We start from the raw sequence: 12,798 nt of genomic DNA, 5'->3' as shown, positions 1-12,798 counted from the left end.
GAGTTCATATCGATGGAAACAGCCCTTGGTCATTAGAATTATGCTAATCCTGTTGGGAAAGGGTGATATGTTTTGACGATGAAAGATTATTCCTTTGATCCGATCGTTCCGTTCTTATTTATTAAAGATAAGAAAGAACAAATGATAGAAGCGATGAGAAAATTAAACCGGGAAGCGGGGCTGCGACGATTCATTCTCGTTTTTCCGATATGGGATGGGGAGGCAAAAGGGGCTACAATCCTCCAAGCGTTCGAAGCGTTCGGCGATCTTCTCGGCGAAGTGGGGCGCCGCTTGGCGGCTGACGGCATTGAAGTTGGATGGTGGTGCGCGCCGAGCTTGTCGATCGAACCGTTACCGTCGGAGGGAGAATCGCCTGCGCAAAAAATTGTGGGCATCGACGGGGCTGTTTCCAAAGGGGGATATTGTCCGCTGGACGAACAGTTCATAGCCTCAATGGGCGCATATATGCAAACGATTGTGAAGCGAGGCAGACCACCATATATTTTCATCGAAGACGATTATGAAGTGAGCAATCAAGGTGTGGTCAGATTTGGCTGTTTCTGTCCGCTGCATATGAAGCGATTTTCCGAGCTTGTCGGCAAAGAGGTTTCCAGAGAAGAGCTGGAAGCGCTGTTCGGTTCAGGCGGCGATCAAGCTGTGGAATACCGGAAAGTGTGGGCAGGGTTGATGAAGGATTCGCTTGTGGAACTGGCAAGCAGCATGCGGAGATCGGTTGACGAGATTGCGCCAGAAACGCGCATGGCATTATGCCAATCTTATGTTTGCGATCTGGACGGCGATTTTACAGAAGACGTAGCCAAAGCGCTCGCAGGGGGGACGAAGCCGCTCGTCCGTTTGTTTGGCAGCGATTATAGCAGCGATCGGGCGGATCAGTTTGCTTCGCTAACATTCCATATGCTGTATTCCAAGCAGACGCTGGGCGATGAGTTCGAGTTGATTCACGAATCCGATCCGTTTCCGCATTCACGGTTCTTTTTCTCGGCGGCCAAGCTGCGCGCGCTGATGTCGTTGGCGTTGTTCTACGGGTTTGACGGCTCCTTGTCTTATGTTACGCAATATACGGACGGACCTCTCGAGGATGAAGGCTACTTCCGGATGATCGCCCGAAACAAGGCGTTTTTTACCGAACTGAAGCGTTCCGTGGAAGGCTTCCGCATGGCGGGTCCGCATGTGCTGTACCGACCTCATGCACACGCGCACCGACTTGTTATCGGGAACCAACCCCCTGTGATTGTGACATCGGCGTGGGCTTCGGTATTAGGCAAGATGGGGATCCCTTATACCGCTCGTACCGGGAAAGGTCCGGTCATGATCTGCGGCGAGGATATTCTCGATCTATCGGACGCGGAGCTGCGCGAAATGCTGGGCTCCGGCGTATTTCTGGACGGGCTTGCCGCTATGTACGCTTGCCGCAGAGGATACGGGGAGCTGCTCGGTGTCGAGGTGACGGAGCTTGAAGTTGCGCTTTGCAATACGCTCGTAAGCGAACGGCTGACGAAGCTGGATGAGTGGACGGAGCCCGGGGCTGGAACGATGATGTATTTTGTCAATCTGGCTCAACCTGTTCAGCAGTATCCCTGCGTTTTCCACATCTCGTCCAAACATCCGGAGGTTCGTGTGATGTCCGAGCTCTGGAACGACAGCGAAGAAGCGATCGTTCCTGCCGTCACTCTCTATGAGAACAGCTTGGGCGGCCGGGTTGCTGTGATGGCGTACGATTTACGGCAGAACGCGTCCGCTTCTATTTACAATTACAAGCGCAAGGAACAAATTAGAGGCATTACGGAATGGCTGGGTCGGAGCAATCTGCCGGTTTACGCGGTCAAGGAACCGAACGTGTTCGTCAGCGCTCAAGAAAATCCGGAAACCGGCGATAAGCTGATTGCCGTCTACAATTTAAGCCTGGATCCGCTTGAGCAAGTAACGCTGGCGATCGACGCGGGATGGAGCAAATCTTATGCATACCGATTGCAGGACGACGGTGTGTGGGAGTTGCTGGATCAAGCCGATAACGTGACGTCGAAGGATAAGGTGATGTTGAATGTCCGGGGAGCCTTCGCTACGCTGCAGCCGCTTGTTTTGCGGTTGAGCGATCAGGCGATGTAAGCTTTGCGATGATAAAGAGGTGAAGTAAACGATGAATGCTTCGCAGCCATTTCAGACGATGTTATTAAGTTCGTTGGCTAAGGTATTTGCAGATGAAGTGCCAAATCATGAATCCTATAGTCGTGCAACCGCACTTGTTGGAGAGACATTTTCGTTCCAAGTCGCTTATACCTCAGATACACTTCTGAAGAACATCGATGTAGAGATAAAGTCATCCCTTTCAGACCATATATGTATAAGATCGGTTGGACTTGTTCCCTCGGAAATGCCTTGTTTCAGTAACCATGATACAGATGTATTACGCACCACGCCGGGACTCTATCCAGATCCATTATATAAGCTAGATCAGCAATCCGTATCTTCGGTCTCAGGACAATGGCGTTCGATATGGGTGACGATAACATTGGATGAATCCGTGATTACTACGGGGCTTCATTCTATTCAGGTCCTATTTCGATCATCTGAAGGACAGCTATTAAGGGAATCAGATGTATTCGAGTTAACCGTTATCCCTGCTACACTACCGCCGCAACAGTTGATTCATACGGAATGGTTTCATGTAGATTGTCTTGCCACAAAGTATGGTGTCGAAGTATTTAGTGAAGCTCACTGGGCACTTATTGAACGTTATGCAGACACGATGGTTAAGCATGGCATGAACATGATCTTGACCCCGTTGTTCACACCACCTTTGGATACAGCCATTGGTGGAGTACGTCCAACGGTTCAACTCATATCCGTGACTAAAATGGGAGATACCTATGAATTTGGATTTGATCTACTTACTCGTTGGGTAACGATGTGCCGTCGGCTTGGCTTCCAATATTTTGAGTTCTCTCATTTATTCACCCAATGGGGTGCAAAGTGTGCACCGAAGATCATGGTAACCATTCAAGGTGAAGAGCAACAGTTATTCGGTTGGGATACTAACGCATCCTCAGCGGAGTATCGTAGCTTCTTGGATCAATTTTTACCTTGTTTAGATCGATATTTGAAAGAGCATGGCCTAGATCAGCAGAGCTGGTTCCATATTTCAGATGAACCAGGAGAGGAACATTTGGAATCGTACCGAGCTGCAAGTGAAATCATTCATAAGCACTTATCAGGTTATCCGATCATGGACGCCTTGTCCGAATTAGAGTTGTATAAGCAGGGCCTGGTAAAAAGACCGATTCCAGCGAATACCCATATTGAGCCTTTCTTAGAGCATCAGGTTCCAGACCTTTGGACGTATTATTGCTGCGCCCAAGGTGAACAAGTATCAAACCGGTTTTTTAACATGCCATCTTCAAGAAATCGCATAATCGGATTTCAATTGTATAAATTTAGATTACAAGGCTTCCTGCACTGGGGTTATAACTTCTGGTACTCGCAATATTCCTTGAATCAGCAGCTGGATCCGTATCGTACGACTGACGCGGAGCATGCATTTCCTTCAGGAGATGCCTACTTGGTATATCCGGGTGAAGAAGGCCCGATTGAATCGATTCGATTGGAAGTTCTTTATGAAGGGCTACAGGATTTGCGCGCACTAGAATTACTTGAACAGAAAATTGGCAAGGAAGCAACCATAGCCATTATGGAAGAGGGTCTGAGTGAACCTTTGACGTTCGCTGTATACCCGAGGGATCGTGGAGTGTGGCTCTTAGCGGCAAGAGAGCGGATCAATCAAGTCTTAGCAAGTTATTATACTTAAGAGCGTAAAGAGGTTCCAATCATCATGAAGGTATAAGAATTATGGAGGAAATACTGTTGACTATCTTGCTAATTGCCATGACGATCTTGCTGTTTGCAGCACAAACCTTATCTATGAAGCTAATCAGAGCAGACAATCTTCGTCAAAGATTGCTCATCAACACCGGATTCACTCTGATCGCATCATCCGGATTACTGCTTTACAGTCTATTTCAACCAAAGGTACTCCTTATTAGTAGTGATACGCTGCTGCTTGGAATCATGTTCGGTCTTGTCTTTACGCTCACGATTATCTTTTACAATCTAGCTATTAGTATAGGACCTCTTTCTTATACGGCATTCTACTTTTCCGCCAGTATGATTATTCCCGCGTTGACAGGTATCATTGCCTTTGATGAACCGTTAAAGGTAACTGTCATCGCAGCTATTATGCTTTTTCTGGCAGCATTCTACTTTATTAATGTAAACCCAGATACGAGGAGCGGTAACAAGACTAGTCAGAAATGGAAGATCTATTGCTTGCTTACCTTCTTGTGCAACGGATCACTCGCCGTCATTCAGAAGGTTCATCAATATAAAATGGAGGGTACACAATCGGATGGATTGATGCTTGTGGGGTTCTGTTCAGCCTTTGTTTTCTACGCAATTGCTTATGGAGTCATGTGTATGGTACGTAACGCTAAGATGAGTATGTCTTTAGTGGGTGAAGTCACCTTGCTGCGCAACAATATTTTACCCATGGTATTGCTAGCAGCTACTTCACTGATTGGCAATCTGATCATGACCTATTTATCAGGCTTCGTACCGAGCTCTTATCTGTTCCCGCTTGTGCAGGGCAGCATCCTTGTTTCCATTACCCTGTGCTCCGTGCTAATCTTCCGTGAACATCTCAGCCGTGTTGGGAGAATCGGACTTACACTCGGCTTAGCGGCTATTGTCATTATCAATTTCTAAAAGATAAAGAGGGACAGCTTACTTTATATCTAAATAATACATTACGACACTGCGTTAATATGATATAAAATAGTTGTAGTAAAGCATAAATAGTCCTACTGCAAGTCGAGCGAGAAGCAGGTATTCGATCCTGTTTTCCCTCGGCTTTTTTTTCAATATTTTTTTGGAAAACAACAATAATATATCTAATATTAGAATTTATTTATTGCAAAACGATAAATCATGTGCTAAAGTCGAGTTGAATTTAATCATATGTGAGGTGCTTTTTTGTGAAACGAGGAACAACAATCTTTTTAAAGATAGCTGTTATTATTATTGGAATTCCTGTTCTTGCTTTGTGTATCTTTTTGGTGCCTGAGATAGCGAATTATGCAGTAGAAATATATCCAGATATGACTTTTCTGAAATATCTCGTTTTTATCGGTTTGTATGTCACAGCAATACCTTTTTACTTTGCTCTGTATCAAGCTTTTAAACTTTTGAACTATATTGACGAGAATAAAGCTTTCTCGGATTTATCTGTAGAGGCTTTAAAGACTATAAAATACTGTGCAGTTACAATCAGTATCTTGTATGTTGTAGACATGCCGCTCTTTTATCTCATTGGGGAAAAAGACGACGCTCCGGGCGTCATAGTAATCGGATTGGTCATTATTTTTGCTTCAATGGTGATTGCATTCTTTGCTGCTGTTCTTCAAAGGCTCTTAAAAGAGGCTATTGATATAAAATCAGAAAATGATTTGACGGTCTGAGGTGAATAACATGGCGATTGTAATCAATATTGACGTGATGTTGGCTAAAAGGAAAATGAGCGTAACTGAACTTTCGGAGAGGGTTGGAATAACGATGGCTAATCTTTCTATATTGAAAAATGGAAAGGCAAAAGCGATTCGATTATCCACTTTAGAGGGGATTTGTAAAGCTTTAGAATGTCAGCCTGGCGATATTTTAGAATATAGAAGTGACAATGATACGCAAGGATAAACAATTATAAGGGGAAGTATAACCATGGACATTAACAATCAGATTATTGATAATATGGATAACCCCCATGAGCTAGAGAGAATGTTTAGAATAGAACCCGAAGCTTTTAAAAAATCATTCTCATACGCCTGGGAACAAAACCCTGATTCGCAGGTTCTTGCCGTTTGGTTTGAAAGATTGCATTTCAAGGAGACGGTAAATACAGAAAAAACATCCTTGTTTCAGAAAGATTTCTTATTAATGGGCATTTTAGCAGTTCTGGCCGGGATTAGCACCAGGATCATTATGCATTTTGTTGAACAGCAAGCGATATCCCCTATTAACCTTGTATTTGGTGTACTTCCCTTTATGGCCGCCTATTTTGTATACAAGAATTCAGCCAACAAAAATATTCTATACACCCTTGTAGCGTTATTTCTATTCTCAGGAATTTATATGAATATGCTTCCACTAGAGAATAAAGACAGTATTATCCTGGCTTATCTACACTTGCCCATTTTCTTATGGGTATTAGTAGGGATTGCATTTACGGGAAATGAATATGGCATAAGCAGGACAAGATTAGCCTATCTTAAATTCAATGGGGAATTCTGCATACTCTACGCCAGCATGGCAATTAGCGGAATGCTGCTAACAGTATTAACCATGCGGTTATTTAGTTTTGTCGGCATGGATATATCTCAATTCTATTTTGAAAATGTCGTTTTATTTGGTGCTGCCGCGCTCGCTATTGTAGCTGCATACCTGGTATCAAGCAACCTTAAACTTGCTAAAAATATAGCACCCTATATAGCCAAAATTTTTAGTCCTCTTGTACTGATCACATTGTTGGTCTATCTTATAACGGTGATTTGGGTTGGGAAAAATCCATTCTTGGACCGCGATTTTCTCCTATCCTTCAACGGAATACTCCTTAGTGTATTGGCCGTTACCATATTCTCCATTACCGAGAGTGGCACTGACGAGAAAAAGAGCATTTCTGATTATATAAATTTTGGCCTAATCGTTCTTGCACTTATCATTGACTGTGTGGCTTTATCAGCCATAGTGTTCAGGCTCTCTTCTTATGGGATTACGCCCAACAGACTTGCTGTTTTAGGCGTAAACATACTGATCTGTGCCAATCTAATTTGGATTATGTTCTCCTATATGCGATTTTTACTTAACAAAACCGGACTTTCAACCATCCAGGATGCGGTTACTAAGTATTTGCCGGTCTACGGACTTTGGGCAGCTTTCGTTACATTTATATTTCCTTTAATCTTTTAATAAACGCAGAACGATAATTGAGGAGCTTGCCTTGGGCAGCTCCTTTTTAGCTAATTGAAGTAACGGACAGATTACGTGGAAAGTCGCTGTCTGCATTAGTTGAACTATTAGAGAAATATTTGGAATAACCTCAGAATCTATCCGTTAAATATTTGTAGATTGACAAAGGAAATAACGCATATGAAATCGAATAAGTTACCATAAACTGCTAATTGGAGGGCTTTATGAGCACATCAACCAGTCCAATAAAAAACCGAATCGGTGGGACGTTCATGCCAGTTAGGGATATCGAAAGGGCACGAGATTGGTATTGCAAGATCTTCGGCATTTCGGAAATACCTGAAATAATGAGTGGACATCTGTGCCCACTACCAATGCAAGGTGCAGGACTTATTTTGGACACGATGCCGATGTGGGGAGGCAAAGAACCAGGCGGACCACCTACTTATCAGACACCTGCATTTATGTTCGCAACCGATGACATTGAAAGCTCCTATCAATTCATGAAGGACAACGGAGTAGAATTGGTTACTGGTATTGAAAATGGACACTGGTTTGCATTTCGTGACCCAGATGGCAATTTATTGATGGTATGTAAGTAATGATTTAACAAATGGGACATGATAGTTTGATTCCATTAAGGCTACCACATGGCAGCCTTTTTTCAATTAAGTACTTTTAAAATACATTTTGAGGGAGTAACTTCAATGAAAATAGGTTTTTTAATTATTGATATGCAAACAGTCCATCTACAGGGTCTAGAAAAGAAAATAATAGATAGAGCTTGCGAGTATATCAACCATGTGTCAGATATGCTTCGTTCTAAAGACCATATTGTCATTCACATTCAAGACACTGAAGGAATGACAGAATCAGATAGAGATTCATTTAATACAATTCCTGAAATTCAAATTAAGGATAAAGATTTGATTTTGACTAAAGAGAATTCGAATGCATTTTGGAAAACAGAACTTGAACAAATTTTATTGAATCAAGGCGTAGAATTTATTATCATTTCAGGATTTGCTGCAGAACATTGTGTCTTATTTACCCATAACGGAGCCATTGAAAGAGGATTTACATCCGTAATTTTACAAAACGGAATTTTAAGTACACATAGTGACGTAATAACATCAACTTACAGGGATCGAAATCTCATCTCTTATCCTGTTTTTAAATATTTATTATGACGGGTTAACTAAAAGCAGATTGAGTAACACACTAAGCTAACGTCACACGATAGTTCAACCATGACAAGGCTGCCAGCTCGATTGGCAGTCTTGTTGCGCTAACGGGCAGAATAGTTATAAAAGATGTTTACATTGTTAATACAATTTGCGCCAGTTAAAATCATAGAAAGCACAGTTTTATATTGCTTTTTTAGTTATTTTCCAGCTCTCGTATTAAATGATGAAAAGATGATGTCAAATGTTAAATACAAAATTGTCCGCTCGCATAATTTCTTGGAGGGTGACTATACTTTTACCCTCCTAAAAAATGGAGGATTGGTTTACTATGTCAATTGACTGGATAAACGCAGAAGAGTTTTCTTTTAACAGCTTCTTGTTAATGGACAGATGGATTGTACGAATGATATGTAACAAGTATGTTGGATGGGACGAGTTTGGCGATAACTTAGGTATAGCTTTAGCATATAACCCATCAGTAGCATGGTACTTTGCTCATAAAAGTCATGAAAGCAAGCCTTCCATTGAAAAAATGATTTCAATGGCGCCCAAAAATCTTACACCTCATGAAGTTCGGAAAGCAGAGGTATTTGTAATTCACGCAATGGAAACTTCGGTCGTTTATGTTTATCCCGATATTATGAACCAAAATTGCGATTATATTTGCGACTGGGATAAACAGTTACTATTTGAACTTGCAGATTTTACGGATAAGGTAGTTCTCGACCTAGGAAGCGGTACAGGAAGGCTTGCATTTGCCGCAGCTGAAAAGGCGAAACGTGTTTATGCAAGCGAACCTACAGATATGCTGAGGGAGTACATGCGTGATAAATTCAAACGTGAGAATATTAATAATGTTGTAGTCGTAGACGGCACAATCGAGCAAATCCCTTATGAAGATAATACCTTCGATATTGTGATGTCGGGGCATGTAGTAGGAGACAATTATGACCTTGAAATTGCTGAACTGTCGAGGGTTGTTAAAAACGGTGGTTACATTATTGATTGCATCGGTGAAGATAATAGGAAAAGAGAACCCGATGAAGAATTAATAAAAAGAGGTTTTGAGTCTTTTTATCATGTTAGTAAATCTGGCGGCGATATATACAGGTATCGTAAGCTGATTCGTAAATAAGCACTAATAGCGTGTCAGAAGGCTCTGTATTTACTAGCAGAGCCTCTTTACTTATCAGTCATTCTGAAATCAGGACTTAATTATGTTGTGGTACTAAACTAACGAGGAACGATAGTTCATTTGCATTAAGGCTGCCATGTGGCAGCCTTTTCTCAACAACGGGGCAGTTCAGTGGAAAAACATATAGGCTGTTCACAAAACTTAAGGAGGTATTTCAGTGAAGCAATACAAAATTATAATCACTCAGTACAATCCCAAGTATGCTGAACAAACAGTGAAGATGTGGCGTGATAGTAAGGAAAAGGCACTTGGGCAGAAAGAAATCCACAGTGTTGAAGATCACATTTATTTCTTAAATCATATATTGCCAGAGCAGTTTCAAATAGAATTAGTGTTAATTGATGAAAAAGTAGTTGGAATGATTGCTTATAATGAGAGTGAAATAAACCAACTATATATTCATATAGATTATCAAGGAATCGGTATAGGTCAAACGTTAATAAATAAAGTAAAAGATAAATCAAGTGGCAAATTAACATTATACACATTTGAAGTAAATGAAATCGCACAACGATTTTATGAAAAGCATGGATTTAAAGTCATTGGTAGAGGACATGAAAATGAAGAGAATTTATCTGATATTCAATATGAATGGATATCCCCAAAATGATGTGATCTGGTGACAATTGGACTAAATTAACGAGGACGCTAGTTCAATAATACATCATGTTGAGCAGGCTACCGCAGCCTGCTCATTTTATTAAGTTAACGGGCAGGTTAGTACAATAGGCAATCGAAAAATGTACGGTAGTTACAATTACATATTTTAAAAGAGCCAGTATTGCTCAAAAAGATTTATAATTACTTTGGTTCTTTCAATGGTAATGGCATTTTGCTCAACGTCTACTACATGATATGATTACTTAGATAATAAATCTAAACTTATTCAGTTGGAGGATATTTATGAGTAATAATAAAGAAAACGTAATACTCTATATAAGATTTACAGTTAAAAGTGGAAAAAAGGAAGAATTCAAAGAATTATTATCCGCTAATATGAGAGCGATGGAACATGAAGCAGCTTTTGTAAGTGCCGTTCTTTCAGATGATATTGATAATCCAAATGAGGTTACTCTTTTTGAAATCTGGAAAGGAACAAAGGAAAGTTGGCTAAAAGAAGAACTTCCTAAACCTTATAGAAAAACATATGAGAATCAACTTGGGGATTTAATTGATGAAAGAATGATTAGTTATCTTACACCAACGAATGAGTGGAGAACTAATTTAACAAACAAAAAGATAGATTAATTCTGTAGATTATTATGCTAACGGGACACGTTTGTTCAATAAAACAGCTGCCTGCCTAGGGACACAAATCCACCAACATAAATAATTTAGTGAAAGCTTGAGAAATCAGGCTTTTATTTTGTTTGTCGAGAAAATTATGTCATGAAAAAAGGCACAAAATAACCTATATTGTGCGCAAGGGACACAAATAAACCTACATTGTCGGAATGAAGTACCCTTTATCAGGCTGACGGGCAAGTTGCTTCAATAAGACTTTGAAGCGGCGACAATTCTCGGGTTCACAATACGGAAGGTGAAATAATTATAAAAAAAGCTTGAGTACGACGCAGCGTCATACTTTAAATTTATGTGGAAAGGAGGATATGGCTTGGGTCAACGATATTACCATACGAACGAATTTGCAAAAAAAACGTCCGTAACTGTTCGTACTCTACAATATTACGATAAGGAAGGCGTTCTTTCCCCCACAGAGTATACGCAGGCTGGGTACCGAATGTATTCTGACAATGATCTGGTTAAGATGCAACACATTCTGGCTCTAAAGTATCTCGGCTTCTCTCTCGCCCAAATCAAGATCCTGATTCAAACAGGACCTCAGCAATTCTCGGCTGCATTGCAAACACAAAAAGACATGTTGTTGGAAAAGCGAACACAGCTTGACTCGATCATACTCGCTATCGAAGAAACGGAGAAGCTGGTGGATGGAGGCGAAGTCGACTATAACTCAATCGTCAAAATAATGGAGGTTATGCAGATGGAATTAAAACCGGGATGGGTCAATAAATATTTGACGTCTGACGAACGGAAGGCGATGCACAATCTGACGGTAAATTCATATTCTCAAGAGGCGTTGAAGAAGCTTGCGGGGCAAGATTTCGTCGAAGAATCGCATATCCAATATACAGAGTTCCGAGCCGAGCTAAAGCGACTCGTGGCTGCTAAAGCTGATCCGAGTAGCCGAGAAGCTCAGGAATTAGCCCGGTTTTTAACGGATCTAAATACGCGTCGATCACAGGGAGACCCAGAAATCCTTGAAGGAATGAGGCAGGCTTGGGATAGCTTCAACGCGTTGTCTGACGATAAGAAGCCACAGATGTACACGCTGTCCAAGGAAGAGCAGGAATTCATCAAACATGCGTGTATCATTATGTACAAGCAATCAACCCAATATTGATAGCAACCCGTAAGAGGAAGACAATTCTCCGTTTTTTATTACGCTAATTAGGAACGATAATTGAACGGCTGCCGAAATTAATCGGAGGCTCTTTAAACTATAAATTGGAAAATTAATTGATTTCATCTGAAACTTCGAGATAAGCAAGAACGTCTCTTGATTGAGGTGATATTCAAATGGGTTGGATGAATCGAATGGGTCGAACTTCAATGGTGCTTCTTTTTATATTGGCTCTGGTTGGTTGCAGCGAGGCTCAGAAAGGGACCGAATCCAATGGATGTAGGGCTGTAATTGACTGGATTGATTTCCTTATGATCAATGACATCAAATATCATCAAAAATATGATGGAACCAAAGCAATAACTACGGAACAACTCGGGAACAAGGTAGGTGAAGTTGCCTATATGTTGGACGATCATGCGTGTACGGATTATGTGTCCAAAAACGGAGATGCTGCTTACCTTCCCGTCGGAACCGTTATCTACGAACTGAAAGGCTATAAATCCGAATTCCGAGTTGTCGCAGACAACAAAATTTATGAGGTGGCTCATAATCCGAACGCTAAGACCGTAGGGGAGCTCTTGGATATCGAGGGTAAAGTAGCAAAGGTTGCTCTAGAAAGCGGCAACGACGGAAGCCCAATCGGCGACTTCAGCGAGAAAGCGTCGTCGGAATTCGTTCGAGAATTGCTGCCTCTGTCGTATGTCGGCTATAACGCAGTTTACGAGAAAATAAAGCATGAATCTGGGGTTTTTCTGCGCGTACACCTTGAGGACGGTACATCATTCCGTATGGTTTATTATCCGAAAGCGAATGCCTTCTCGGCAGGGGCCTTCGGAACGGAAAGATTAAATGAGTTGATCATGGAGCAAAGAAAACAAATCAAAGCAGCGGCGGGAATGTAAATGTACCATATCATTCATTCAACATTCGTTCTTCCTAAATCTTTACAAACATAAGTCTTA

General features: G+C 41.4%; 13 protein-coding genes. All 13 read left to right on the top strand.

The genetic code is table 11. The annotated features are described in order from the left end of the window. Positions 1–72: 72 nt before the first annotated feature. The 13 genes from ACXX53_RS18860 to ACXX53_RS18800 all read left to right on the top strand — a co-directional run bounded on the left by ACXX53_RS18860 (position 73) and on the right by ACXX53_RS18800 (position 12,738). The gene (locus tag ACXX53_RS18860; RefSeq protein WP_458570238.1) at positions 73–2,127 is read left to right on the top strand and encodes a hypothetical protein; all 2,055 of its coding nucleotides are present in this window, start codon (positions 73–75) and stop codon (positions 2,125–2,127) included. 31 nt (positions 2,128–2,158) lie between these two features. Further along, positions 2,159–3,823: a DUF4091 domain-containing protein gene (locus ACXX53_RS18855; RefSeq protein ID WP_458570237.1), complete on the top strand. Its 1,665-nt coding sequence runs from the start codon at positions 2,159–2,161 to the stop codon at positions 3,821–3,823. 56 nt (positions 3,824–3,879) lie between these two features. Beyond that, positions 3,880–4,776 (top strand): hypothetical protein, encoded by an 897-nt coding sequence (locus ACXX53_RS18850; protein ID WP_458570236.1) that lies wholly within the window; start codon positions 3,880–3,882, stop codon positions 4,774–4,776. A gap of 269 nt (positions 4,777–5,045) precedes the next feature. Next, on the top strand, positions 5,046–5,528 hold the full coding sequence (locus tag ACXX53_RS18845; RefSeq protein WP_458570235.1) for a DUF2975 domain-containing protein: 483 nt from the start codon (positions 5,046–5,048) through the stop codon (positions 5,526–5,528). Positions 5,529–5,538: 10 nt separating this feature from the next. Continuing rightward, positions 5,539–5,760 (top strand): helix-turn-helix domain-containing protein, encoded by a 222-nt coding sequence (locus ACXX53_RS18840; protein WP_458570234.1) that lies wholly within the window; start codon positions 5,539–5,541, stop codon positions 5,758–5,760. A gap of 24 nt (positions 5,761–5,784) precedes the next feature. Further along, positions 5,785–7,029 (top strand): DUF4153 domain-containing protein, encoded by a 1,245-nt coding sequence (locus ACXX53_RS18835; RefSeq protein ID WP_458570233.1) that lies wholly within the window; start codon positions 5,785–5,787, stop codon positions 7,027–7,029. A gap of 224 nt (positions 7,030–7,253) precedes the next feature. Further along, positions 7,254–7,631: a VOC family protein gene (locus ACXX53_RS18830; protein WP_458570232.1), complete on the top strand. Its 378-nt coding sequence runs from the start codon at positions 7,254–7,256 to the stop codon at positions 7,629–7,631. Between the two features lie 48 nt (positions 7,632–7,679). After that, positions 7,680–8,219 (top strand): cysteine hydrolase family protein, encoded by a 540-nt coding sequence (locus tag ACXX53_RS18825; RefSeq protein WP_458570231.1) that lies wholly within the window; start codon positions 7,680–7,682, stop codon positions 8,217–8,219. 325 nt (positions 8,220–8,544) lie between these two features. Next, positions 8,545–9,351 (top strand): class I SAM-dependent methyltransferase, encoded by an 807-nt coding sequence (locus ACXX53_RS18820; protein WP_458570230.1) that lies wholly within the window; start codon positions 8,545–8,547, stop codon positions 9,349–9,351. Positions 9,352–9,568: 217 nt separating this feature from the next. Further along, positions 9,569–10,021, top strand: coding sequence for a GNAT family N-acetyltransferase (locus tag ACXX53_RS18815; RefSeq protein ID WP_458570229.1), 453 nt, complete (start codon positions 9,569–9,571; stop codon positions 10,019–10,021). Positions 10,022–10,314: 293 nt separating this feature from the next. After that, positions 10,315–10,659, top strand: a complete 345-nt coding sequence (locus ACXX53_RS18810; protein WP_458570228.1) for a putative quinol monooxygenase — start codon at positions 10,315–10,317, stop codon at positions 10,657–10,659. Positions 10,660–11,026: 367 nt separating this feature from the next. Beyond that, positions 11,027–11,833: a MerR family transcriptional regulator gene (locus ACXX53_RS18805; RefSeq protein ID WP_458570227.1), complete on the top strand. Its 807-nt coding sequence runs from the start codon at positions 11,027–11,029 to the stop codon at positions 11,831–11,833. A 176-nt stretch (positions 11,834–12,009) separates the two neighbouring features. Then, positions 12,010–12,738, top strand: a complete 729-nt coding sequence (locus ACXX53_RS18800; RefSeq protein ID WP_458570226.1) for a hypothetical protein — start codon at positions 12,010–12,012, stop codon at positions 12,736–12,738. The last annotated feature ends 60 nt before the right edge of the window (positions 12,739–12,798 follow it).

It is taken from the genome of Paenibacillus marinisediminis (genome assembly GCF_054343325.1).
The sequence above is the reverse complement of the archived record's forward strand: the minus strand, read 5'-3'. Positions and strand labels throughout refer to the sequence as shown.

Bases quoted from the DNA above. Each gene is read 5' to 3' on its own strand.
- ACXX53_RS18855 (WP_458570237.1), top strand. From the start codon at position 2,159: ATGAATGCTTCGCAGCCATTTCAGACGATGTTATTAAGTTCGTTGGCT.
- ACXX53_RS18840 (WP_458570234.1), top strand. From the start codon at position 5,539: ATGGCGATTGTAATCAATATTGACGTGATGTTGGCTAAAAGGAAAATG.
- ACXX53_RS18835 (WP_458570233.1), top strand. From the start codon at position 5,785: ATGGACATTAACAATCAGATTATTGATAATATGGATAACCCCCATGAG.
- ACXX53_RS18830 (WP_458570232.1), top strand. From the start codon at position 7,254: ATGAGCACATCAACCAGTCCAATAAAAAACCGAATCGGTGGGACGTTC.
- ACXX53_RS18825 (WP_458570231.1), top strand. From the start codon at position 7,680: ATGGCAGCCTTTTTTCAATTAAGTACTTTTAAAATACATTTTGAGGGA.
- ACXX53_RS18820 (WP_458570230.1), top strand. From the start codon at position 8,545: ATGTCAATTGACTGGATAAACGCAGAAGAGTTTTCTTTTAACAGCTTC.
- ACXX53_RS18810 (WP_458570228.1), top strand. From the start codon at position 10,315: ATGAGTAATAATAAAGAAAACGTAATACTCTATATAAGATTTACAGTT.
- ACXX53_RS18800 (WP_458570226.1), top strand. From the start codon at position 12,010: ATGGGTTGGATGAATCGAATGGGTCGAACTTCAATGGTGCTTCTTTTT.